The organism is Acidovorax sp., from assembly GCF_046294525.1.
GTDB lineage: Bacteria > Pseudomonadota > Gammaproteobacteria > Burkholderiales > Burkholderiaceae_C > Acidovorax.
In genome coordinates, this window is sequence record NZ_JBKBKQ010000019.1 from 39,097 (window position 1) to 63,738 (window position 24,642).

Consider the following 24,642-nt stretch of genomic DNA (forward strand, 5'->3'; position numbering starts at 1 on the left):
GCCGAGCAGGCACATCACAAAGCCCTCCCTATGATTCTGGTTACTGGCGGCGCGGGTTTCATCGGCGCCAACTTCGTTCTTGACTGGCTCGCTACCTCCAGCGAACCCGTGGTCAACCTCGACAAGCTCACCTACGCGGGCAACCTGCACAACCTGGAGAGCGTCCAGGGCGACCCCCGGCACATCTTCGTGCAGGGCGACATCGGCGACACCGCGCTGCTGGCCCGCCTGCTGGCCGAGCACAAGCCCCGCGCGGTGGTCAACTTCGCGGCCGAATCGCATGTGGACCGCTCCATCCACGGTCCTGAAGACTTCATCCAGACCAACATCGTCGGCTCGTTCCGTCTGCTCGAAGCCGTGCGCGCCTACTGGAGCGCGCTGCCCGAGGGCGAGCGCGCGGCCTTCCGCTTCCTGCACGTTTCCACCGACGAGGTGTATGGCTCACTCGCGCCCACCGACCCAGCCTTCACCGAAACCCGCGGCTTCGAGCCCAACAGCCCCTACAGCGCCAGCAAGGCTGCGAGCGACCATCTGGTGCGCGCCTGGCACCACACCTACGGCCTGCCGGTGCTCACCACCAACTGCAGCAACAACTATGGGCCCTACCACTTCCCGGAGAAGCTGATTCCGCTGATGATCGTCAACGCGCTGGCCGGCAAGAACCTGCCGGTGTATGGAGACGGCATGCAGGTGCGCGACTGGCTGTACGTGAAGGACCACTGCAGCGCCATCCGCCGCGTGCTGGAGGCCGGCTCCCCCGGTGAAACATACAACGTGGGCGGCTGGAACGAGAAGCCCAACATCGAGATCGTGAACATGATCTGCAGCTTGCTTGACGAGCTGCGCCCCCGTGCTGACGGTCAGAGCTACAAGGCCCAGATCACCTACGTGAAAGACCGCCCCGGCCACGACCGCCGCTACGCCATCGACGCGCGCAAGATCGAACGCGAGCTGGGCTGGAAGCCTGCCGAGACCTTCGACACCGGCATCCGCAAGACCGTGCAGTGGTACCTGGAAAACGCCGACTGGGTGGCCAACGTGCAGACCGGCGCTTACCGCGACTGGTTGCAGACCCAATATGCGACGGCCGATGGTGCCCCAGTGGGCGCAGCCGCATGAACATCCTGCTGTTTGGCTGCCGTGGCCAGGTCGGCTGGGAACTGCAGCGCAGCCTGGCCGTGCTGGGGCAGGTGACTGCGCTGGACTTTGACAGCGCCGACCACTGCGGAGACTTCTCCAATCCCGCCGGCGTTGCCGATACCGTTCGGACCCTTCGCCCGGACGTCATCGTGAATGCCGCAGCGCACACAGCAGTGGACAAGGCCGAGAGCGAGCCCGAACTGGCCCGCACTCTCAACGCGACGACCCCCGGCGCCCTGGCCGAGGAGGCAGCCCGCCTTGGCGCAACGTTCGTTCACTACAGCACCGACTACGTGTTCGACGGCAGCGGCGAGCGCCCCTGGGATGAGAGCGATACCCCTGCGCCCCTGAGCGTGTATGGCCGCACCAAGCTCCAAGGCGAGCAGCTGATTGCGCAGTCAGGCGCACAGCACCTGATCCTGCGCACCAGCTGGGTCTATGCAGCGCGGGGCGGCAACTTCGCCAAGACCATGCTGCGCCTGGCGCAGGAGCGCGAACGCCTGACGGTCATCGACGACCAGTGGGGCGCCCCTACGGGTGCCGAGCTGTTGGCCGACGTGACGGCCCACGCCATTCGCCATGTGCGGCGCCAACCGCAGGATGCGGGCCTCTATCACGTGGCCGCTGCGGGAGAGACTACGTGGTATTCCTATGCAAAATACGTCATATCGCACGCCAGTAAATCGCAGAAAGCTATAAAAATTATAGCTAACGAAGTGGCCCCTGTCGCCACCAGCGCGTTCCCCACCCCTGCGGCGCGCCCGCTCAATTCACGGCTCAACACCCGTAAACTCCAGGCCACCATGGGTTTGGTCCTGCCCCCCTGGCATGCCGGTGTATCCCGCATGCTTACCGAAATCCTGTGACGACCCCTGGACCCACCATGACGGCACGCAAAGGCATCATCCTCGCTGGAGGCTCCGGAACCCGCCTGCACCCGGCCACCTTGGCGATCAGCAAACAGCTGCTGCCGGTGTATGACAAGCCGATGATCTATTACCCGCTGAGCACATTGATGCTCGCGGGCATCCGCGAAATCCTCATCATCAGCACCCCGCAGGACACGCCGCGATTTGAGCAGCTGCTGGGCGATGGCAGCCAGTGGGGCATCCGGCTGGAATACGCAGTGCAGCCCAGTCCCGACGGACTGGCCCAGGCCTTCCTCATTGGCGAGAACTTTCTTGGAGATTCGCCAAGCGCTCTGGTGCTGGGCGACAACATCTTCTATGGCCACGACTTCCACGAGCTGCTCGGCCATGCCATGCAGCGCACAGAAGGCGCCACCGTGTTTGCTTACCATGTCCACGATCCGGAGCGCTACGGCGTTGCCGAGTTTGATGCTCAGGGCAAGGTGCTTTCGCTGGAGGAAAAGCCCCAGAAGCCTAAGTCTAGCTACGCAGTGACGGGCCTGTATTTCTATGACAGCCAGGTCGTGGAACTGGCCCGGAGCCTGAAGCCGTCAGCCCGCGGTGAATACGAAATCACCGATCTCAATCGCCTGTATCTGGAGCAGTCACAGCTCAGCGTGGAGATCATGGGCCGGGGATACGCCTGGCTGGATACCGGCACGCACGAAAGCCTGCTGGAGGCGGGGCAGTTCATTGCGACGCTGGAGCATCGCCAGGGTTTGAAGATTGCGTGTCCTGAAGAGATCGCGTGGCGGCACCACTGGATCGACGACGCTGAGTTGCAAAGGCTGGCATTGCCGCTTACGAAGAGTGGCTATGGCCAATACTTAAGCCGATTGCTTCACAACGTCATTTACTGATTGGGTACATGTCGAACGTGGGAGCGGATCCATATTTCGAGGAGCTCAAGCAGGGGCTCGCGCTGCAAAAATCGGGCTACCGCCGCGAGGCTCAGTCTGTATATCGACGCGTCTTGCAGCAGAACCCCTTGCATGCCATGGCGTTGCATTTGGCTGGCACTGTAGCGGGGCAACTTGGTTGCCCTTATGAAGCTGTCGAGTTGTTGCGCAAGAGCGTGGCTGTCAATCCGGCCGACCCAATGGCTTGGAACAACTTGGCAAACGCCCTTCAGGATATTGATGCCACAGAGGCAGCAATCGCAGCAGTTGATGAGGCGCTTGCAAAGGCGCCCGGATATGCCGCCGCCTGGGCAACGCGGGCCACTGCACTCCTGGCGGTCTCCCGGCATACCGAGGCGGGGGAGGCGTTCGAACAGGCTGTCCACTTTGCACCCCATCTGGCAAGTGCTTGGGCAGGTTTATGGCGTGCCCGCTCTGAATCCTGTCAATGGGAAGGACTCGATAGGGTGCGGATTAAAGTGGAGGCCCAATTGGCATCGACGCCAACGCCAGCGCTTTTGCCTTTCGAATCGTTATCTTTCACGCAGGACCCCGAAATCCACCGCCGCTGCGCCAAGGCATTTGGCGACACCGTGATGGAACGCGAATCCATTGAGCCGAAACGCGTCTTCGCGCCAAGGCAAAAAGGCGGGCGCATCAAGCTGGCCTACGTGTCGGCAGACTTTCACGACCATGCAACAGCCCACCTGACGGCTGAGTTGTTCGAGCGGCACGATCGGAGCCGATTCGAAGTCGTGGCGTTCTCTTTCGGCCCGGATGACCGGTCTTTGATGAGAAAAAGGCTGCAGTCTGCGTTTGACGAATTTATAGATGTGCGAGGCCTTAACAACGGAGACATCGCCGAGCTGATGTTGAAGTCGCGAGTGGACATCGCCGTGGACCTGAAAGGATATACCCGGGGAGCGCGCACGTCCGTGTTGCTCCGAAAGCCGGCTCCCATCGTTGTCAACTATCTTGGTTACCCTGGGACGATGGGGCATCCTGCGTACGACTACATCATTGGTGACCCTGTCGTCACGCCATTCTCCGATGCGACCGCGTACGCAGAAAAAATCGTTCAGATGCCGCACAGCTACCAGGTGAACGACACCCAACGCGCTATCTCCGAGTGTGTGCCGACGCGAGTGGAAGAGGGGCTCCCATCGTCCGGATTTGTATTTGCCGCCTTCAACAACTGCTACAAAATTACACCTGACTTTTTTGCCGTTTGGATGCGTCTGCTCAAGCGAGTCCCTGGCAGCGTGTTATGGCTTGTTTGCGACCTGTCAGACATCCGCGAAAATTTGCAGCGCGAGGCATCGGCGCAGGGGGTGGCTCCAGAACGGCTTGTTTTTGCGAGGCGCGTCCCTTTGGCGCAACATCTTGCTCGCCATGCACATGCGGACATTTTGCTGGACACCTTGCCCTACAACGCCCACACAACGGCAAGCGATGCGCTGTGGGCTGGGGTCCCCGTGCTCACCTGCCAGGGGAGGGCGTTTGCTGGTCGAGTGGCGGCCAGTTTGCTCGCTGCGTCAGGGCTACCCGAGTTGGTTACACATACGCTGCACGAGTATGAGGCCATGGCGTTCAGGTTGGCGACAGATGCCGATTTTCTCAACGGCTTCAAGCGCCGCATTGCCGAGGACCGGGCTTCTCTTCCACTGTTCAATTCCGCCGAATTTGTGGCCAATCTGGAAGCCGCATATACGCAGATGTTCGATCGATGGGCCCAAGGGCTCGCGCCTGCCGCATTCGCTGTTCGTGACCTGAAGGCAGTAACAGCTTTACATCCCTGATCTATGAAAACGTTTCGCACTGCCATTCCTGATGTTCTCCTGATCGAGCCAACGGTATACGGCGATGACCGAGGGTTCTTTCTGGAAAGCTTTAACCAGCGCGCCTTCAACGAAGCGACCGGCATGGCGCACACATTCGTGCAGGACAACCACAGTCGCAGTGCCAAAGGGGTTTTGCGTGGCCTGCACTATCAGATTCAGCAGCCACAGGGCAAGTTGGTGCGGGTAGTGCGCGGCACAGTTTTTGATGTGGCCGTGGATCTTCGCAAGAGTTCGCCCACCTTTGGCCAGTGGGTAGGCGAAGAGTTGAGTGAGCACAATCATCGTCAGCTCTGGGTGCCCCCAGGTTTTGCCCATGGTTTTGTGGTTTTGAGTGACGCTGCGGAATTTCTCTACAAAACCACGGACTACTATGCTCCCGTGCATGAGCGGTGCATTGCCTGGAACGACCCGGTGCTTGCTATCAACTGGAGGCTGAGCCAAGCGCCAAGCCTGTCCAGCAAGGATGCGCAAGGTACTAGTTTTGAAAGCGCCGAGGTTTTCCCCTGAGTAGCTTTCCCTCTCGCTGCCGTCTTAGCGATGAGTTTCGGGTGTTACCAAGTGGTTCTTAACGGCTTGGTAGAGCCTGTCTGAACCAAATTGGGCGTTGCTGGGGTCGAAAGAAAAAAGATTGTGGCTCCGAGTTACCAGCCGTCCCAGCCAGTAGGGCTCTACAAAGAAGGACAAGAAATCGGCGCCTCGTTGGGCATGTTGATCCAAGGTTTGCCCGAGATCGTGGCCGCTCATGGCCTTCAGGGGGTGAAACTCTGTAATACCGTAGCGGCGGTGTCCGGTGGTGCTATACCACTTCGCAAATGACGCGCCATAGGAGGCTTCGCCGTACAGGCTCACACCCAGTCGAATATTGCCCATGCTCTTTGCGCTGAGCGAGGCGTCGATAGCGAACTTGTTCTCATCCCAGCTCGGGTTGGTGAATGGGATGATCTGGTGGGTGTAGCGTGGCGTGGCAGACAGGCAGGACCTTGCTACGACCTGGTCCATAAACTTCAGGTAGTCAGCCACCTGCCGGCCTCGGAAGGCATGCCAAAGTGGCACGAGCGGGTTGTAGTAATAGGAAGCTTGATCAACGGGTTGGTCGATGTGCGCTTGCACCGAGCCATCTCGGAGCTGGTCATGCGGCGGCATTGAGACCCGTGTCTGCCGGAGAGGTGGAGACTGCGTTTTGTCCATGACCGCGATCTCTCGTGATCCCAGAAGCGTCAGTTGCCCGGGCCTAGACTCAAGAAACACATCCACCTTGTGCACACCTGTGCTTAGCGGGCGGAAATCCAGGTTCAACCGCCACCCGGTATTGGCGGTGCCAAATTCCGGTTTCGCTGCAAGCACGTCTTGCCGGCTCTTATCTACTGGGGTTTTGCCTGCGAATTTCCCGTTCAGGTAGACATGCACATATGCCGGCCGAGCGTGCGCATCCTTTTTGGAGTATGCCCAGCCGGATACAGGAAATGTGCCATGCGCAAAGGCATCGATATGGTCTGTATACCGTGTCAGAGGCTCCGCCCGAATGTCGCGCGTGGGAGGTTCAATGTCCTCGAACGCGACGAACTCAGAGCCCAGAACCCGGTTCAGTTGGTCGATCCGCTGGAATTCATTTCTGAGAAAGGCCCTGAACCCGGTGCGAGACGCCTCGCTGTAGTCTGTCACTCGGTAGGGGGCGTTAAAACCCATGCCGGCCTCAAAATCCGGAAACAGGTGGTGAAGTTCGCCCAGTAGGGTAATGCCTTGTATCTTTGTTCGGTCTGCTTCCGGTAGCAGACATGTCTCTGCTAGAAGCGCCTCCGCAGCTTGCACACGCCGCGCCGTCAATTCCGTTTGTGTGGTCGCGAAGGTCCAGTGATGGATGGCGGAGTCGTAGTAGCGACCCTGGGCCATGGGCCCGTCTCGCGTTTGTGCTAGGTTTGTGGCGTCTTTTGCAAGCTGTTGCTCCAACGGGGCATCCGTCGCAAAGTGCGTGGCAAACAAATACAGAACCACGGGGCGATCAGTGTCGCGGATGGTTCGCACCACACGCTGAACTCTCTCAATGTCTATCGCCCAGCCATCGGCACCGCTTTTAAAAAGCTGCAACAGCGGCGCTGGCAGGGTGTAACCCATCGGCTTGCGCGTGGCGTGTTTGTCGCGCGGCTCCATGCGAGCAAGCGTTGATTCCACCAGTTGGGCTGCCGAGCCCTCCGGTCCGGTGCAAGATTCTGCGAGGGCGTTGGAGTCAGCGCTGGCCGCGGGCGATGGGCTTGTCGGCAGCAGGATGCACGAGTCGACCACCGCAACCATGGGTGCGAGAAGCATGGGGCCCCTGCTTGGCATATCTGTGGGGGACAGACGGGACAGCAGAGCGAAACCGCCCCATCCGCCCGCAAGAACCAGCACAGATGCCATCGCCCAAGCCGTGAAAATTGTCGAATTCTTTGAGAGAGAGTTCATGAAGTACGGGGTGGACGTCGGTGGAGGCGTATGCATCGGTGCTCCGGCCTCGCAAAAACCAGCTCCCGGCTACACTCTTGCCCTCGCCACTTCCGTGGCAAAAAGTCTATGGCTGGCAATGTATTTTCCCAGCTTCGCGTGTCGTATCTGAGTATCCATGACCATTCAAACACTTTCGGCCGCCGACAGGGAGCGCCAAGAGCCTGCGTTCCGGCCGCGTATCGGTGAACTGCTGGTACAAGCCGGCAAGCTGAGCGCGCGGGACTTGGACAGGGCGGTCTCTGCGCAGCAGGAAATGGGGGGGATGTTGGGGCAGGTTCTGGTTCGGCTGGGTTTGGTCTCCGAGTCGGATGTCGCCACCGCCTTGGCGGGGCAGTTGGGCATCCCTCTGGTTCCTGCGGACAGATTCCCTGAGTTGATGCCTGAAGTCGAGGGGCTGCTGCCAGAGTTCCTGCAGGCCAATGCCCTTTACCCACTGCGGGTCGAAGAGGGGCGTCTGGACGTAGCGATGGCGGTTCCTCAGGATGCCTTTGTTGTCAAGGCGCTAGGGTTGGCCACCGGTCTCTCCATCCGCCCGCACCTAGCGCTGGAGTCCGATATCGAGAAAGCGTTGGCCGAGCCCGTCGAGGAGGCCAGCGATGATGAAGATGGTTTTGGAGACGGACTGGACAGCGGAGACTTTGTCGAGCATCTCAAGGATCTCGCCAGCGAAGCCCCGGTCATCCGGTTGGTCAACTCCATCATCGGCCGTGTGATCGATCTGCGCGCATCGGATATCCATCTGGAACCGTTCGACGATGGCCTGCATGTGCGCTACCGGGTGGACGGTGTGATCCATCCGGGCGAACTCGTGCCGCCGCGGTTGAGCGCGGCTGTCAGCTCCCGTGTCAAGCTGCTTGCGCATCTGGACATTGCAGAGCGGCGATTGCCGCAAGATGGGCGCATCAAGACACGCGTCAAAGGCCGTGAACTCGATTTGCGGGTTTCGACGGTCCCCACCGTACATGGCGAGAGCGTTGTCATGCGGGTGTTGGATCGCGCCAGTGTGCGGCTTGAGCTGGAGAAGATGGGGTTCGAGGCCGATACCTTGGCGCGCTTCAATGCTTTGCTCGCCAAGCCTCACGGAATTTTGCTTGTGACTGGGCCCACGGGGTCTGGCAAAACCACCACCCTCTATGCGGCCCTTGCCAAGATCGACGCGTCCGAGCAAAAGATCATTACGGTGGAAGACCCGGTGGAGTACCAACTCGACGGGATTAATCAGATACAGGTGCATACGCAGATCAATCTGACGTTCGCGAACGCCTTACGCTCCATCCTCCGCCAGGATCCGGACATCATCATGATCGGCGAAATGCGCGACGGGGAGACCGCGCAGATTGCGGTGCAGTCTGCTCTGACTGGGCACTTGGTGCTCTCCACCTTGCATACCAATACGGCCGCTGGCGCTGTGATCCGCATGCAGGATATGGGCGTCGAGCGCTATCTCATCACTTCCGCGGTGAATGGGGTGCTTGCCCAGCGGCTCGTCCGCACGCTGTGTACGCATTGCAAGGAGCCCTATCACCCGGATGACGAAATTTTGCAGCGCACCGGATTGGGGCGGTTCACTCAGCCAGGGCAGGTGGTCTACCGGGCTGTGGGATGCCTCCAGTGCCGCCAGTCTGGGTACAGAGGGCGAACGGGAATTCATGAATTGTTGGCGCTTGATGAGCGTATGCGGCGGGCCATCATTGAAGGCCGGGACGCCAATGCGTTGAATGCCATCGCAGCTCAGGCCGGCATGCTCAGCCTCTATGAAGACGGCTTGCGCAAAGTCGCCTCGGGGGTGACGACGCTGGACGAGCTGGCCCGTGTGACGCAGGACCAGACCGATGCTTGAATTTGCGTGGCGAGCTGCCTCTGGCACCGGTCAGATTCAGGAGGGGCGCATGGCGGCGCCTGCTGCGGCTGCGGTTGTTAAGCAACTAAGAGACCGGGGATTGACACCCCTGGCGGTGGACGAGGTCCAAGGCGCTGGAGCTGGCCTCAAAGGTGCCACCGCCTTGCAGCTTGGCCGCAAAACTGGTCGGGTCGACAAAGGCCCCGTCAACTCTGCAGATGTCCTCGCGTTGACGTCCGAATTGGCCATCATGCTTCGCGCCGGCCTGGCTTTGGACAACGCCTTGCGGGTGTTGATTGACATGAGCCACAAACCCAGCGTGGCAGCTTTGGTGCAATCGACGCTGGAGGCGGTAAAGGGGGGCACGCCACTCAGCAGAGCGCTCGCTCAACGCCACGAGCTGTTTGGTGATTTCTATATCAACATGGTTCGATCCGGAGAAGCTAGCGGTCAGATGTCTGCTGTGCTGGATCGCTTGGTGGAGCATATGGAGCGGCAGCGCTCATTGCGCGAAAGCGTAATTTCCGCAACCATTTACCCGGCCATTTTGCTGGGCGTTGCCGTGTTGTCTCTCATCGCCATGCTCGGGTTTGTGGTGCCGCAGTTCGAAAAGCTTTTTACGGACATGGGCGATGCCTTGCCGCTGCCCACCCGCATGGTCATGACCATGGGACAGGCGTTTACCAGCTATGGCTTGGTGATGGGTGTCGGGATTTTTGCGCTGGGCGTACTTGTGTTGCGCTGGTTCAGATCGCCTAGAGGTCGAAATTGGTGGCAAGCCCGCATTTTGCGTCTCCCATTGATGGGGCCGCTTGCGCTGAAATATCAGCTCACCTTGTTCTCCCGCTCGCTAGGCACCTTGCTGGGTAACGGCGTGCCTATGCTCACGGCGTTGCATATTGCAACCGAAACCGTTGGCAACATCGTTTTGCAGCAGGCGCTCGGCAAAGTGGGGCCCATCGTCAAGGAGGGGGGCAAGGTGGTTCACGCCATCTCGGCTACGGGCATTTTTGAACCCCTGGCCATCAACCTGATCCGGGTGGGGGAGGAAACGGGTCGCATCGGTCCCATGATGCTTGAACTCGCAAACATATTGAACCGCGAGGTGGAAACCGGGATCAAGAGACTGCTCACGCTGGTGGAGCCTGCGCTCATCCTCGTGTTGGGGGTGCTGATCGCTGCCATCATCGTGTCGATTCTTCTCGGCATACTGTCCATCAACGACCTCGCCGTATAATTTTTGTTTGACCAAGGAACACCACACATGGTGAGTACCTCCGCTTCCCACGTTACGGCAGTGTCAGTCCGATCTCGCCGTACCGGGGGTTTTACGTTGATCGAATTGCTCGTTGTCCTAGCCATCCTGACTTTGCTGGCAGGCTTGGTGGGTCCTAGAGTGTTGAATCAGCTGGGTGGCGCCAAGTCCAAAACCGCTGCGGTTCAGATTGCCGATCTCGACAAGTCGCTGGAGCTTTTCAAGCTCGATATCGGTCGCTACCCGACATCTGAAGAGGGCTTGGAGGCTCTGGTGAAACGTCCTGGCAACGTCAATGGTTGGACGGGGCCTTATCTCAAGGGCGGGGTGCCCACTGATCCTTGGGGGCGTGCTTACAAGTACGCCAACCCTGGCGCGAATGGAGGCATCGAAATCTTGTCTCTTGGAGCAGACGGGGCCCCTGGAGGGGACGGCGAAAACGCCGACATCCGCAATACTCCCTGAGTGTTGTGCTGAGCCCCCCATTTTTCTGCGGATAGAGCGTAGGTATGCGGCGTGAGAGCGGATTCACGCTCGTTGAATTGCTGGTGGTTTTTGCCATCATGGCGTTGCTCATCAGCATTACACCCATTGCGTACCAAAAGATGCGCGACACCGCGCAATACCGAAATGTCTTGCGGACCATGCTGTCGGAGTTGCGAGTTGCAAGGCAGCAAGCCGTCCTTACGCGTTCTGAGACCCGATTCGGCGTAAATCTTCAGCAGCGCAGTTTTGGGGTCCAGGGCCGCACAGAAACTCTGCTGCCCAACTCGTTGACTGTTCGGGCGACCGTGGCTGGAGCGGAACTTGGCCCTGGCGGAGTTGCAGCAATCCGCTTTCTGCCCGATGGAGGAGCAACAGGCGGGAGTATTGACGTGCTGCGCCAGGATGGAGGCGGGGGCACTCGGCTTCGGGTGGACTGGCTGTCCGGGCGGGTTACGCAGGAGGCGCTTGCTCAATGACTGCTGCGTTGCGCCAACGCGGTTTTTCCCTCCTGGAACTGCTGGTGGCATTTGTCATCATGGCGCTCTCTTTGGGGATGCTTTACCGGGCCAGTGGTTCCAGCGCCCGTGCTGTAGGAGTTGCCGAGCAGAATCAGCGAGCCTCGATGGTGGCTGAGTCTGTTCTGGCCATGCGGGACTCTGTCGGCCCTGGCGGTTGGCAGGATGCTGGCGAAACGGCGGGCTATTCGTGGCGTGTGGCAAGTGCCCCTTACGCGGTTCCTATTGAAAGTTCCGATAAGCCGCGTCTTCATGAAGTGGGAGTCATCGTCAGCTGGCAAGAGGGGGCGATCGTGAAAAGCCTGGAGTTGCAAACGCTGATGCCTGAGCGCAAGCCAGTGCCACAGGGAGGAGGGGGCCGATGAGACGCTTCTGCGTTGTGCCTTCCGCCGTACATCTTCCCGGTGCTGTCGGCGGGTTTACGCTGGTTGAACTCCTCGTCGTCATGGCACTGCTTTCACTCATTGCACTGGGGATGGGTTCGGCACTGCGTACTACCGCCCAGACCGGGGAGCGTGTAGACCGCAGGCTGCTGGAGGCAGACGAGTTGCGTGTATCCACCGCATTCCTTCGTGGGGTCGTGGGACGCGTTTATCCCTTCAAGCTCAACACTCCGACCGCTGTGGGTCAGCTCCCGTATTTCTTTGAGGGGCGGTCTGATACCTTGACCTGGGTGGGCATCATGCCTGCGCGCCATGGGGTGGGAGGGCGGTTTTTCTTTCGGCTCTCGTTGGGTGAGTCTGACGGGGCAAGGGGGTTGATGCTGGAGTTTCTGCCGTGGGAAAGCGCAATAACCCAGCCGGATTGGTCGCAGGCCGAAACCCGTCTGTTGGTGCACGAGGCTACAGGGCTGCGCATACTTTACGTGAATACCGTCGTGGATCAGCCCCAGTGGAGTTCAACATGGGAGTCAACGGACGCTTTCCCCGACCGCGTCATGATTTCGCTGCAGACCACCTCCGGCAACTTGCCGGATCTCGTAATCCCTGTTCGCCCTACTCCTACTGGCGTCTTGGGTGGCGCGTCTGGTGAAGCTGTGTTTGGCGGTGGCGCGAGGTGATTCAATGAGTCCTCGATGGGCTGTAAGCGCAAGGGCGGGCGTTGACGCCACACGCTCACGAGGAATGGCGCTCATCGCTGTGCTGTGGGTCGTCGCAGCGCTGTCCATTCTGGTCACCGGCTTCAGCCGCGTTGCCAGGGATGAAATCGGCGTCGTTGCTTCGTTTCGCCAAGGCGTCGTAGCGCAGGCTACGGGAGACGCGGCGATTGCCCTGGCGCTTTGGGAAATCTCTGGCACCACCGTGCCCGTTACCCGCGTCCAGCATGCGGACATTGCCTATCGGGGCGTGATAGTGCCGGTCTCCGTCATGCCACTCAATGGCTTGATCGATCTCAATGCCGCGCCTCAGGCTTTGTTGGCTCGGCTGTATGAAGTTGCGGGCGGTATATCTGCGGACGCGGCCCAGGCGCTCTCGCAGCTCACGATTGAAGCGCGGACCAAACCGGGCCCCACCAACCAGCCCGAGCGCTTTGAGGCCACTGAAGACCTGCTTCGGGTGCCCGGGGTTGATTACGACCTCTATGCTAGACTTTCGCCGCTCTTGACAGTCTACGCCCGGGCGAGCGGGGGGCGAGTGAACCCCATGGCGGCTCCGCTGGACGTGCTCACCGTACTCGCTAATGGCAACGTGGGTGTTGCGGAGCGCATTGCCCAAGAGCGCGACCAGGGCGCCCAAGGAGTGGATACCACCTCACTTGAGGCATCCTTCGTTGGTGTATCGCCATCCCGCAGGTACCGCGTGTCCGCCATGGTGCCGTTGTCAGATGGCACGCACATGCGTATCAGCCGCACCGTGGACTTGGGGTTTAGCTCGCGTGACGGGTTGCCGTGGCGCACGCTCCACACTGAACGCAGTTTTGAACCCATGTCACGTACCGTGGCCAAGTAATCACAATGCCAACTATCTCTTCCGACGCCAGTTTCTTTGGCGTTGATCTTCAGGCGGTCGGGCATGACATGCGGAAGGCGTTGCGGGGCGTACACCGATGGCCGCTGCTGGCTTGGCTCACGCCCGCTTTGCCCGTGCGACTCCTCCAGGCCGACGGGGCGCAGTCCATCTGGTGCGGTGACGCTGAGCTGAAGCAGCCTGGGCGGCAGGCGGGCTACGCAAGTTGTGTGGCTTTGGAGTTGCCGGAAGCTATTGTGCTGCGCCGTCAACTTACCTTACCTCCTATGGCTGCGCAAGATATTGCTAAAGCCGTTGCGCTGGACGTCCAAAGCGCTAGTCCCTTCGGACCGGGTCAAGTCGCTTGGGGCTACTCTACGAAGGCGCCCTCCAAGGACGTCCTTATGGTGGAAATCGCTCTGGCGTCGCGCGGACAGATCCAGCAGTACATAAACACCCAGGCTGATCGTCTTCGCAATGCCGGCGACCCCGAGGTGTGGGTGCGCAGCGCCCAGGGTGCCGCGCCACTGGTGTTTGCCGGCTTTGGCGAGGCTCAGCGCAGCAGGCAGGCGGCGCGTTGGCGGCACTTGGGTTATGGATTGCTGTGCACCAGCTTGCTGTTGTTGGCAGCCATTGCAGTCACCCCCACGGCGCAGCTGCGCTTGCGGGCCATACAGGCCGTGCAAGCCTATGAAGGTATTGTGGAGCGTGCCGCTCCCGCTGTGCGCGAGCGCGAGGAGCTTCTGCAATCTGTCGAGCAGCTTTCTTCACTGGCTGAGGTGCTTGTCGGGCGCATCGAGCCTTTGACGCTCATGGACCGGCTGACCCAGGCGCTTCCGGACGACACGGCGCTGCAGACAGTCAAGTTGCAAGGGAGTAAGGTCACTATTTTGGGGCTGACCGGAGATGCGTCTGCGCTAATGAAAATCTTGGGCGAGCAGCCCGGCTTGCGTGACGTGCGGGCTCCATCGGCGGCTACCCGCATGCCCGGCGCGCAAAAAGAATCGTTCATGATCGAGTTCATGCTCGACCCTGCGCACTTTGGTGTGCAGACCACTCCACCGCCACCGGCGCCGGTGGCAACTGCGCCCTCTGTATCGACTGCGCCGGCGCCAGCGACCGCGCCTGCTGCAGCCGCTGCTGCGTCGGCCGCAACTGCTACCGCACCCGCCACCGCAACTGCTAGCGCGGCGGCGCCTGCGGCAACCCCTTCTGCACGGGGAGCGACATTTGGAGGGGGCGCTACTTTTGGTGGTGTGGCTACCCGGCCTGCGCCGCCCAAAGATTCCGCTGCGACCCCGCCCGCTACTGCGCCAACGGCGCCTGCAAAACCCTGAGCCCCTTCATGCAAAACCACAAAACAAGAGAAGTGGCGGCTTTGGCGGTAGTGATTGCGCTGCTGCTAGCACCGCTTGCGGCCGGCGGGTTCTACGTGTTTCAGAAGCACCAGTGGGCCCAAGCCCGGCTGGCCGAGTTGGAGCCCCGCTATGCCCGCCTACTGGGCCTGACTGAACAGCGTGCCGACATCACGGCCGTGCTGGCGCAAGCCAAAGATGCCAGGGCGCGTTACGTTTACCCCGCATCGCAAGATGCCACTGTGGCAGGCAACGCTGCACAGCAGCGCGTGCGAGAGATTCTCAGCACCGCAGGGCTGCAGATCAGCAGCAGCCAGGTGCTCCCTCCTAAGGCCGTTAAGGGCTACGAGCGTATCCCTATCACGGTGCGAGCCGAGGGCGAATGGCTGGCAATACAGAGTGCGCTGGCCGTTTTTTCTACCCAGCTGCCATTGATCGTGGTCGACGAGTTTGAAGTGCAGGTGCTGGGTGGGTTGGGCAACACCCCTCCCAAGTTTCAGCCCAAGCTGGCTGTGAGCTTTGGGTTCAGTGTGCTGCGGGAGCAGAAATGAAGCGTCCAGCCATACTGATTCTTATCGCTGTCAACCTCGCATTGCTCGCTGTGCTCGCCTGGCTTTGGTTTACGCCGGCTGCGCAGTTAAAAAACAGCACATGGGACGTACCACCTGCCCATAAGGCAGACTATGCGCAAATGTTGCCTCCGCTGCCCGGCACAGCGCCTGTCGACACCAGCAAATTTGTGGCCATGCTCGACCGGCCGCTATTCATGCTGACCCGTCGGCCTCCACCCCCTCCTCCCCCGCCGGAGGCACCCCCGCCGGTCGATACCCTCAGCACGGCGCGCATATTCGGCGTGTTCAGCAGTCCCTCTGGCGGCGGCGTGATCATGAACATCGGAGGCAAGGATCGCCGGGTGCGGCTCAACGAATCCGTCGATGGCGGCTGGACTTTGCGGTCTGTGTCCGGCAACACGGCAACTTTTGCCAACGGTGGCCAGACCCGGGCTTTGACCATGCCACGCGCGGCGCTGACAACCTACACGGGGATGCCCGCATCGCAGCAGCCGGCTCCGTCTGCTGTGGCGCCGCCGGTAGCAGCCCAGCCACCCGTCCTTGCGCCCGCTCCCGACGGTGGTGCGAGCGCCGGACAAAGCTCGGCGTCTCCCAGACCTACGCCCGACCCGCGCAGGGCTACCTTTGGAGGTAGCCGCTGAGTGGTGGCGATTCAACAATGTGAGTACATAGCCCCCAGGCTGCAACCGCAGCACGCTATGCCGCAGACATCCAAAAGACAAAACTGACGCAGACATGACACCATACCAACACGCACTCACCGCCATCGCGCTTGCTTCTTGCCAGCTCGCTGCTGCGCAAACGCAAGGCGGCCCCGTGGTTGCAGGGCAGGCCCCTGGTTCTGCTGCGGTCTCCACATTGCCCGCACCATCCAGCGGTAGTGCAACCGCAACGAGCACTACAACTACAACCAATGAGCCGCGCCTCATCGTCGGCAACGACCAAATGGTCGGCGCCGTCAAGCCTGCACCGCAGCTGGACGGGCCGCCGGTGTCACTGAACTTTGAGGAGGCGCCTGTTGCCCAGGTCGTGCGCACCGTGCTGGGTGACATTCTCAAAGTGGACTACGTGCTTCATCCCCCGCTTTCAGGCTCCATAACCCTGGCCACGCGTGCGCCCATTTCGCCCGATCAGGCCTCGTTCCTGATGGAAAGCGCCCTGCAGGCGAACGGCCTGGGAATGGTGCGCGACGCGCGTGGCACCTACCACGTCGGCCGCACGGAGGCACTGCGCGGCATTGGCGGCACGGTCCGTCTGGCGGGGGGCAATCCGTTGCCGCCAGGGCAGGGAGTCATTGTGGTTCCGCTTCAATACATCGGGGCGGGCGAGATGGCCACCATCCTGCGCCCCATGGTGCCTGCCGAGTCCATCGTGCGCGTGGATAACCTGCGCAACCTGCTGGTGCTGGTGGGTACACGCACCCAGGCCGAAGGCTGGCTCGACATGGTCAGTACCTTCGACGTCAACCTCCTGAAGGGGATGTCAGTGGGCGTGTTCCCGCTCAAGCATGCGTCCATCAAAGAGGTGGAGTCTGCGTTGGCGCTTGTCAGCGGCGGTGGCGGCGCGGCGCAGGCTGCCGCCACGCCGCAGCCTGCGGGCCGTGGCGCGGTGACTGCCAGCACCCAGGCGCCCGGCGGAGCCGCCGGATCAGGCGCGGCTGCCATGCTGGGTGAAGGCAACCCATTGTTCGGCGCCCTCCGCATCATGCCGATCGAGCGGCTCAACAGCATTCTCGTCGTGACGCCCCGCGCGGCCTACCTGGAGGAAGCCCGCCGCTGGATCGAACGGCTGGATCAGCCCAGTGACAACGGCGCCGAGGCGCAGCTCCACATCTTCAAGGTGCAAAACGGCAATGCACGCCATCTCGCCTCGGTGCTCAGCGGCATTTTTGGTGGGCTGGGCGGCACATCCACCACCAGCGGCACGGGTGTGGCGCCCGGCCTCACTTCTGCCACCGGCAACACTTTTGGCCAACCCAGCGTTCCTAACGCCTTTGGCAACACAGGCTCACTGACAGGCGGCGCATTTGGCAACCGAACAGGCGCCGGATTGGGTACGACGGGGTCATCGCTGGGCGGCCTGGGCGGGCGGACCACGGGTCAATTGGGTGCGGGCGCGCAAGGCCAACAAGGCACCCAGCAAGCCGGGGCGATGGTGGCGACCATCGGCAACATTCGCGTGATGGCCGATGAGCTGAACAACGCAATTCTGGTCTGGGGCACCCGGGCTGAATACCTCAAGATCGAGGCTACCCTGAAGCGTCTGGATCTGCCGCCCACCCAGGTTTTAATCGAAGCCACCATTGTGGAAGTGACGCTGGGCGACACCCTGAACTATGGTGTCCAGTGGTTCTTTAAGGATGGACCTGAGGGCAGCAGCTTTTCTGGCAGTGGAAGAATTAGCGCATTGGAGGGGGGCTCTTTAGGAGGTATCACTCAGGGCTTCTCCTACATACTGAGTAAGGGGGGCAGTCCCCGAGCGGTACTTCAAGCCTTGGCGGACAAGTCCCAGCTCAAGGTCATTTCGAGCCCATCGCTAATGGTGCTGGACAATCACACTGCTGCCATCGCTGTTGGCGATCAGGAGCCCATCGCCACGGCAACGATCACCAGCGACAACGCCAACAACACCACTACTAACACCATCCAGTACAAGGACACAGGTGTTGGGCTCACCGTGACCCCCTCGGTGAATTCCGGCAATTTGGTGACAATGCAGGTGGATCAAACAGTCACCCAAAAAGGTGACAACCGCGGAAGCGCTAACAACCAGCCCGCCTTTCTGCAGCGCCAGATCAGCAGCAAGGTGGCGGTGCGCTCGGGTGATTCCATTGTTCTGGGCGGCCTGATTCGTGACAACACCACCACGGGCAAAACCGGGGTACCTTTGCTGCAAGATGTGCCGCTGGTTGGCAAACTCTTTGGCACTAACCGGTCAGAGAACTCCCGCACCGAACTGCTGGTGGTCCTGACACCCCGCGTAGTACGCACAGACATCGACATCCGCGAAGTCAGCGAAGACCTGCGCGACCGGCTCAAGGGCCTGAAGGGCCTGCACAGTGGCAACCCACGGACCGGAACCAACACACCCGGCTCCGAGTCTCCATCGCACCAGGTTGTGCCTGCCGCGCTACAGTAACCCTCTGCACTCCCGCCGTGTTGCCCTGTGCTGTGCAGTTGTCGGGTTGGGCAACCCTGCGGGTCAGTGGTGAGAGCCATCCAGCATAATGCCGTCCCATCCGAAAGGAAGGGCGGGTGTGTGGCAATAGCAACCTGCAACGCTGTGCGCATGGGCGCTGGGGTGACCCGCGCTCAGGCGCATATTCCTATTGCTCTTCTATATAGATACAGAGAAACTTTGAATCACATGCCTACTACAACACTAACTCGCGGCCTGGGTGCTGGCGCTTTGGCAATGTCTGCACTGCTGATGGCCGGATGCGCCACCATGGCGCCTGCCACTCCGGAAGCTGCCGTAGAAAAGCGCGCCACCGCCTACTGGCAGGCCCGCCAGGCCGGGCAGACCGACAAGGTGTATGCACTGACGCCACCCTCATACCGCAAGGTGCGCACTCTGGAGCAGTTCCGTCTGCAGTTTGGTACGGCTGCAGCCGTGAAGGGCGTGGAAGTGACCAAAGTCACATGCGAGCCAGAAAAGTGTGTCGCGCGCCTCAAATTGAGCGTTACACCTGCCCTCGCCGGCCTTAAGATGGGCAATGTGGATACGTATCTTGACGAGATCTGGCTGCTCGAGGACGGCCAGTGGTGGCACCATCAGGACCTTTGACAGATGGTGCTCCATGACCCCTTGAGGGAGGGAGTTGCGCCACAGACCAAACAGTGTTGCATTTCTTCAACAAACGGGTTTTTTACGGTGGCAGCGTTATGGAACCCCCAGAAACGCTGTGCTACCATCCCTTAGCGTAATCAATCGTGGTAGTTGCGCTTACCAACTTTTTTAACTGGAGTTCTTGATATGAAGAAAAATGTTCTGGCCCTGAGCATTGCTGCCATGATTGGTGGCCTGGGCTTTGCAGGCATCGCTTCTGCTGATGTGGTTCGAGGCCAAGGTGTTGCTGGCGCTCCCGATGCCACGAACACCTTGGTGGGCGGTAAGTGGTCTGCAGCTGGTGGTCCAAACACTGACGCTCAACTGTCGCTGTCTCCTACCAACACCGTCGATCTGTCGGTAACGCAAGGTGGTACGGGTCACTCTCTGGTGATTCCTTACTTCAACGCGCAAAACGGCAATATGACCGTTCTGCACGTGGTGAACACCGACACGGTGCACGGCAAGCTGGCCAAGGTGCGTTTCCGCTCCGCCGCCAACTCTGACGATATTCTGGACTTCCAGGTGTTCATGTCGCCCGGCGACGTGTGGACGGCTGCTGTGACGGCTGGTGCTGATGGCGTGGCTCAACTGACCACCGCTGACGGCACCTGCACGTTGCCTGCGCTGACCAAGGGTGTGGCCCAGTCGTTCGTGACTGATCGTCTGAGCACCAAGGTTGGTGACATCCCTAACCAAACGCGTGAAGGCTATGTTGAAATCTTCAACATGGCGGACATCGATGGTCTGTCGATGTACGGCACGGGCCGTATCGCCAAGTCGGCTCTGTACACGGCTATCAAGCACGTGAACGGTACCGCTCCTTGCACGGCTTCTGTTCTGAACGCCTCGCTGGCCAACATCACCACGGAAACTGCAGCCCGTGCCTACGGTCTGGATACTCCTACCACTGGTCTGATGGGTGATTGGTACATCATCAATGTGGCCCAATCGACCACGTTCGCTGGTGCTGCTACCGCTCTGACGGCTGTGCAAACCGTTGGTGGTACCGACGCTGGTCGCGGTAACTTCGTGCATTTCCCGCAGAACGCTTCGCCTGCTCCCTCGATCGAAGCCAACTCGTCTGATCCGCTGTTCCGCGTGGCGTTCACACGTAACAACGCTAATGCTGCCGTTACGACCGCTGCCATCCAGGCCGCTAACTACGACCTGCCTGACATGTCTACGCCTTACACGCTGAACGCTGCAGCTACCGCTGTGGTCGATACTCGCGTGCAAGCTTTCAATCTGACGAAGGCTCTGGCTGTGACCTCCATCACGAACCAGTACGCTAACGATCCTTCGATCTCGGCCAAGACGGACTGGGTGTTTTCCATGCCCACCCGCCGTTACAGCGTGGCTGCAAACTATGCTGCTACCACGACAGCAGATGCAGGCTATCGCCTGTACACCACTCTGACGGATAACGCCAACTTCCCTGGCGTGAACCCCGCAGTGGCAGCTAGCTACAAAGTGTGGTTTGCTCCCCAGAACACCGCTGTCGAAGGCGGCCTGATCTGCGTGAACTCCACGGGTCAAGCTTTCTGGGATCGTGAAGAGCAGTCGCGCACGTCCGGCGCAGTGTTCTCGCCAGGCACCGCTACACAAACCCGCTTCTGCGGCGAAACCAGCGTGCTGAGCTTTGCTGACACCGGTATGTCCGTTCTGGGCGCTTCGGTGGCACGTCAAAACGTGGCTGCTGGCACAAACGCTGGTCCTTTCACCAACGGTTGGAGCGTGGTGAGCGTTGGCAACTCGTTTAACACCACTCTGGGTTCGGACAATGCTTTGACCGGTACTAGCGCCACGGCCAACGCTGTGAGCTACGCCTCGCAAGCTGGTCTGCCAATCCTGGGTGCTTCGTTCATCAAGCTGACGAACCCCCAAGCTGCTGCTGGCACCGTGGGCACCTACGGTATCACCTGGCCGCACCGCTTCACGAAGTAATTCGTGGGCACTTCATCGCAGTAATGCGATCCAAAAAGGCGGGGGCTTCCCCGCCTTTTTTTATTTGTTGAGACCACTTGATCACCGATGAACTCCTTCACCATGCGTTATTCAAGCCGTCCCGTTGACGCCGCTGCAGTTGCTTGCGCCGTTAAGCAAACCCAAGTTGCTGCACGACCCATGCGCGCTGTGGCCGTAGCAATCTTTGCGTCGCTGTTCACCTTGGGGTGGGGGCATGCGCAAACCAGCAGTGCGTCTGCCCAGCAGACTCCTGCAAAATCACAAGCCCTCATCGAAGGGCAGTCTGTCGCCATCACGGTGCAAGACATGCAGGCCGACTCCGTGCGCATGCCGCCGGAAATGCGCTCAGTGGTGCTGCAAAAGCCCGAAACTGTGCTGCAGGTCGCTTCCAATTTGTACGCGCGCCGGGTTTTTGCAGAGAAGGCCTTGGTGGAAGGGCTGGACAAGGACCCGCAGGTCCAGGCCATCTTGAAAGTGGCCCGCGACAAGATCCTGTCGGACGCGATGTTGGAATACATTGACAAAAAGAGCGTGCCCGACGATGCAGCGCTGGAAGGACTGGCGCGCAACATTTACCGGGCGAACCCGGACCGGTTCAAAGCTGGCGAAGAAGTCAGCGTGAGCCACATCATGATCAGCGGCGACAGCCCCGAGTCGCGCGCCAAAGCCCAGCAGGTGCTGGACGAGTTGAAGAAGGGCGCTGACTTTGCAGTGCTGGCCAAAGAACGGTCCGCCGATACGGGCAGTGCTGCCAAAGGCGGAGATTTGGGTTTCTTCGGAAAAGGTCGCATGGTGCCCCCGTTTGAAACGGCGGCCTTTGCGCTACAAAAGCCCGGTGATTTGAGCGACCTGGTTCAGACGCAGTTCGGTTTTCACGTTCTGAAGCTCAACGACAAGCGTGCGCCACGTTTGCGCAGCTTTGACGAGGTAAAAGACGAACTCGTCAAGGAAGTACGGACCAAAGCCGCGCAGGACGCCCGAGCCGCGGAAGCCGAGAAAATTCAGCAGAGTGCCAAAGTCAATCAGGATGCAGTGAATGCATTTGCTGAAAGCTACAAGCAGGCGGGATCTGCCGGAAAGTGAAGCGGGGTTGAGGCTCGATAGGTGGCCACCTTAGTGAGGGGCCTGAACGCTGATTTGACGCGAGACACTCTGCGATGCGCCCGCAATTCTGGCGGGCGCATCGCTACTGATGCTGCACCTGCAACCTATATCTATCAACTCCCGGCGGACCTGCAGCGTTTGATTTGCAAGCGGTGACTACGCAACGGTCATGCCGATGGGGCTTTCGCACCGAGCTGAACACCCCAATACGATCCCAATGGTGACCCTTTCTCAAGAAGCCAATGCCCTCTGGCGCGCGCGCGCGCTGGTTTGGGTGCTCACCCGGCGTGAGTTGGCCGCGCGGCACACCGGCACCGCAGCCGGAGTCTTGTGGCCCTATTTGCAGCCACTGTTGACCGTGGCTGCCTACTACCTGGTGTTCGACATCGTATTCGCGATGCGCCTGGGCGAGGGTGCTCCCGCACGGGCGGTGGGCACCTTTCTGGTGGTGGGCGCCCTGCCCTGGATGGCCTTCTGCGACGCGGTTGCACGCGGCATGAACAGCCTGATTGAGGCTGGAGGACTGCTGCAGAAGAATCCGCTTCCGCCGGTGTTGTTCACCGCAAGGGCGGTTTTGGCCAGCGCGCTCATCTATGGACCCCTGCTGCTGCTTGTGGCGCTGGTCTATGCGCCCCTGCACAGTTTCAACACTGCGCTGTTGGGTTTGGGCGCGCTGCTGCTGTTGCAACTGCTGTTGTGCCTGCTGCTGGGCTACTTGCTGGCGGTGCTGGCGGCGGCCCTGCGGGACACGGTACAACTGGTCAACTTTCTGTTGTCAGTAGGCATCTACTTGTCGCCCATCTTGTTTCCGCTCAGCCTATTTCCAGAAAACTGGCGGTGGGTGCTTTGGCTCAACCCCATGACGGCGCTTGTGCAGGGCTACCAGCAGATCCTGCTCCAGGGCGCGTGGCCACCCGCCAGTGTGTGGTACGTGACCTTGGCTTGGCTGGCTGTGACGGCGGTTTTGTTAAATGTGGCCGTGAAGCGCAGCCGTGATCAACTGGTGGATTGGCTATGAACGGGGTCCCTGACTACGTGCAAAGCGCCACGCCGGGCTCCCACTCTAACCAAGGGCTTGTCAATGCGGCGGCCGCGCATACAGTACTGCGCGTACAAAACGTAGGCAAGGAGTACAAGCTATACCCCACACCGCGCGCGCGGCTCAGGGCGCTTGTCACAGGCAAGGCCACGCACCGCAGCCACTGGGCACTGAACGACGTGTCGTTTGAACTGCAGCGCGGCGAGTGCATTGGCGTGATTGGTGACAACGGCGCGGGCAAGAGCACTTTGCTCAAGCTGCTGGCGGGCACCTTGCAGCCCAGCCATGGCCGTATCGACCGGGTAGGGCGGGTCACCGCAATTCTGGAACTGGGGGCGGGCTTCCACCCCGATTTCAGCGGCCGAGACAATCTGTACTTTGCAGGCAGCCTCATTGGCATCCATCGCGACGAAATGGCGCGGCTGGAGCCCGAGATCATTGAGTTTTGCGAACTGGGCGAGGCGCTGGACAGGCCCGTGAAAACATACTCGTCCGGCATGACCGTGCGACTGGCATTCGCACTCGTCACCGCGGTGCAGCCGGACGTGCTCATTGTGGATGAAGCCCTCGCCGTGGGCGACCAGAATTTCCAGAAGAAGTGTGTGGAGCGCATCACCGCGTTTCGCAACAACGGCTGCACCATCTTGTTTTGCTCGCACAGTCCTTACCACATTCGCCACTTGTGCGACCGTGCGCTGTGGCTCAAAGGTGGCCGGGTGGAACAGTTTGGCAACACCGAAGCCGTGCTGGCCGCGTACGACGTACACACGCGCGAGCGAGATCTCGAAAAGAATGGTGGGGCACTCTCCGAACAGGTGGAGCCGGACATTGCAGCCAGCGCGACGCCTACCGGCGCAGAGCCAGCCAAGGCCGAGGCTGAGAAGACCGTCGAGTCAAAAGGACCTCCCGGTGACGCCAGAGCTGCCGCCGGGAGCGCATGCATCTTGTCGGTAGATGTGGCCCATTTGGCCGAGGCTCAGCAAGGCCATCCGCCCGTGCTGCAGGGCCAGGACTTGGTGGTGACCATCCGCGCACGCGGGCGGGGCGAAGAGCGGCCCCACATTGGTTTCATGATCGAACAGTCCAAAGGTGTCGGGATTACTTCGCTTGCAACGCACGAGGACGGCGCCGCGCCTGTTCAGCTGGCGGACGGCACATGGCAATCGGTTCTCACGTTCCCGGACTTGCCGCTCCATAGTGGCGACTATGTCATCAGTGCGTTTTTGTTCGATGAGACGGGCTTGGCTGTGTATGACGAATGGTTTCAGTTCATGCATTTTCGGTTTATTTTCCCCAAGCCCTTGCCTGGGCTGGTGCGCCTTCCCCACAGCTGGAGCTAAAGCCGGGCCCCAAATCGCCCTGCATGTTGGGCTGCGTCTGTCTCCACGGCGGTGACGGGCGCTGCATATCGAAACGTTGACGCGCTGGGGATGAAGCAGTGGGCCAATGCGCCCCCCCGATAATC

21 protein-coding genes are annotated in these 24,642 nt (G+C 60.5%); 20 read left to right on the forward strand and 1 reads right to left on the reverse strand.

The features are described 5' to 3' along the window. Nucleotides 1-30: 30 nt before the first annotated feature. The 5 genes from rfbB to rfbC are packed head-to-tail and all read left to right on the forward strand — an operon-like array spanning nt 31 to nt 5,295. Entirely contained in the window at nt 31-1,119 is a 1,089-nt protein-coding gene (gene rfbB / locus ACK4HJ_RS16550) for a dTDP-glucose 4,6-dehydratase (protein ID WP_409833599.1), read from the forward strand. Then, nucleotides 1,116-2,006, forward strand: a complete 891-nt coding sequence (rfbD, locus tag ACK4HJ_RS16555) for a dTDP-4-dehydrorhamnose reductase (protein WP_409833601.1) — start codon at nt 1,116-1,118, stop codon at nt 2,004-2,006. The genes rfbB and rfbD overlap by 4 nt, the downstream gene beginning before the upstream one ends. A 17-nt stretch (nt 2,007-2,023) precedes the next feature. Continuing rightward, nucleotides 2,024-2,908, forward strand: coding sequence for a glucose-1-phosphate thymidylyltransferase RfbA (rfbA, locus tag ACK4HJ_RS16560; protein WP_409833602.1), 885 nt, complete (start codon nt 2,024-2,026; stop codon nt 2,906-2,908). An 8-nt stretch (nt 2,909-2,916) separates the two neighbouring features. After that, nucleotides 2,917-4,746: a tetratricopeptide repeat protein gene (locus ACK4HJ_RS16565; protein ID WP_409833604.1), complete on the forward strand. Its 1,830-nt coding sequence runs from the start codon at nt 2,917-2,919 to the stop codon at nt 4,744-4,746. Nucleotides 4,747-4,749: 3 nt separating this feature from the next. After that, complete coding sequence (rfbC, locus tag ACK4HJ_RS16570; protein ID WP_409833606.1) at nt 4,750-5,295, forward strand: dTDP-4-dehydrorhamnose 3,5-epimerase; 546 nt, start codon at nt 4,750-4,752, stop codon at nt 5,293-5,295. A 24-nt stretch (nt 5,296-5,319) separates the two neighbouring features. On the opposite strand, the gene ACK4HJ_RS16575 is transcribed toward rfbC, so the two are convergent. After that, a complete protein-coding gene (locus ACK4HJ_RS16575) occupies nt 5,320-7,092 on the reverse strand; it encodes a hypothetical protein (RefSeq protein WP_409833607.1) in 1,773 nt (590 codons plus the stop codon). Between the two features lie 292 nt (nt 7,093-7,384). Here ACK4HJ_RS16575 and ACK4HJ_RS16580 point away from each other — a divergent pair, with 292 nt between their 5' ends. The 15 genes from ACK4HJ_RS16580 to ACK4HJ_RS16650 all read left to right on the forward strand — a co-directional run bounded on the left by ACK4HJ_RS16580 (nt 7,385) and on the right by ACK4HJ_RS16650 (nt 24,517). After that, nucleotides 7,385-9,109: a GspE/PulE family protein gene (locus ACK4HJ_RS16580; RefSeq protein ID WP_409833608.1), complete on the forward strand. Its 1,725-nt coding sequence runs from the start codon at nt 7,385-7,387 to the stop codon at nt 9,107-9,109. After that, on the forward strand, nt 9,102-10,346 hold the full coding sequence (locus ACK4HJ_RS16585; RefSeq protein ID WP_409833610.1) for a type II secretion system F family protein: 1,245 nt from the start codon (nt 9,102-9,104) through the stop codon (nt 10,344-10,346). Before ACK4HJ_RS16580 ends, ACK4HJ_RS16585 begins: the two co-directional genes overlap by 8 nt. 27 nt (nt 10,347-10,373) lie before the next feature. After that, the gene (gene gspG, locus ACK4HJ_RS16590; RefSeq protein ID WP_409833612.1) at nt 10,374-10,829 is read left to right on the forward strand and encodes a type II secretion system major pseudopilin GspG; all 456 of its coding nucleotides are present in this window, start codon (nt 10,374-10,376) and stop codon (nt 10,827-10,829) included. 44 nt (nt 10,830-10,873) lie between these two features. After that, the gene (locus ACK4HJ_RS16595) at nt 10,874-11,326 is read left to right on the forward strand and encodes a Tfp pilus assembly protein FimT/FimU (protein ID WP_409833614.1); all 453 of its coding nucleotides are present in this window, start codon (nt 10,874-10,876) and stop codon (nt 11,324-11,326) included. Further along, nucleotides 11,323-11,730, forward strand: a complete 408-nt coding sequence (locus ACK4HJ_RS16600; protein ID WP_409833616.1) for a prepilin-type N-terminal cleavage/methylation domain-containing protein — start codon at nt 11,323-11,325, stop codon at nt 11,728-11,730. Before ACK4HJ_RS16595 ends, ACK4HJ_RS16600 begins: the two co-directional genes overlap by 4 nt. Continuing rightward, nucleotides 11,727-12,425, forward strand: coding sequence for a type II secretion system protein J (locus tag ACK4HJ_RS16605; protein ID WP_409833618.1), 699 nt, complete (start codon nt 11,727-11,729; stop codon nt 12,423-12,425). The genes ACK4HJ_RS16600 and ACK4HJ_RS16605 overlap by 4 nt, the downstream gene beginning before the upstream one ends. Nucleotides 12,426-12,489: 64 nt before the next feature. Beyond that, a complete protein-coding gene (locus tag ACK4HJ_RS16610; RefSeq protein WP_409833620.1) occupies nt 12,490-13,314 on the forward strand; it encodes a general secretion pathway protein GspK in 825 nt (274 codons plus the stop codon). 401 nt (nt 13,315-13,715) lie between these two features. Then, on the forward strand, nt 13,716-14,648 hold the full coding sequence (locus tag ACK4HJ_RS16615) for a PilN domain-containing protein (protein WP_409833622.1): 933 nt from the start codon (nt 13,716-13,718) through the stop codon (nt 14,646-14,648). A gap of 8 nt (nt 14,649-14,656) precedes the next feature. Further along, complete coding sequence (gene gspM / locus ACK4HJ_RS16620; protein ID WP_409833624.1) at nt 14,657-15,217, forward strand: type II secretion system protein GspM; 561 nt, start codon at nt 14,657-14,659, stop codon at nt 15,215-15,217. Between the two features lie 756 nt (nt 15,218-15,973). Then, nucleotides 15,974-18,376, forward strand: coding sequence for a type II secretion system secretin GspD (gspD, locus tag ACK4HJ_RS16625; protein WP_409833626.1), 2,403 nt, complete (start codon nt 15,974-15,976; stop codon nt 18,374-18,376). 276 nt (nt 18,377-18,652) lie between these two features. Beyond that, nucleotides 18,653-19,024 (forward strand): hypothetical protein, encoded by a 372-nt coding sequence (locus ACK4HJ_RS16630; RefSeq protein WP_409833627.1) that lies wholly within the window; start codon nt 18,653-18,655, stop codon nt 19,022-19,024. A 189-nt stretch (nt 19,025-19,213) separates the two neighbouring features. Beyond that, the gene (locus tag ACK4HJ_RS16635) at nt 19,214-21,013 is read left to right on the forward strand and encodes a cell surface protein (protein WP_409833629.1); all 1,800 of its coding nucleotides are present in this window, start codon (nt 19,214-19,216) and stop codon (nt 21,011-21,013) included. Between the two features lie 327 nt (nt 21,014-21,340). Next, nucleotides 21,341-22,117, forward strand: coding sequence for a peptidylprolyl isomerase (locus tag ACK4HJ_RS16640; RefSeq protein WP_409833631.1), 777 nt, complete (start codon nt 21,341-21,343; stop codon nt 22,115-22,117). Nucleotides 22,118-22,355: 238 nt separating this feature from the next. Further along, complete coding sequence (locus ACK4HJ_RS16645) at nt 22,356-23,156, forward strand: ABC transporter permease (RefSeq protein ID WP_409833633.1); 801 nt, start codon at nt 22,356-22,358, stop codon at nt 23,154-23,156. After that, the gene (locus ACK4HJ_RS16650) at nt 23,153-24,517 is read left to right on the forward strand and encodes an ABC transporter ATP-binding protein (protein WP_409833635.1); all 1,365 of its coding nucleotides are present in this window, start codon (nt 23,153-23,155) and stop codon (nt 24,515-24,517) included. The genes ACK4HJ_RS16645 and ACK4HJ_RS16650 overlap by 4 nt, the downstream gene beginning before the upstream one ends. The last annotated feature ends 125 nt before the right edge of the window (nt 24,518-24,642 follow it).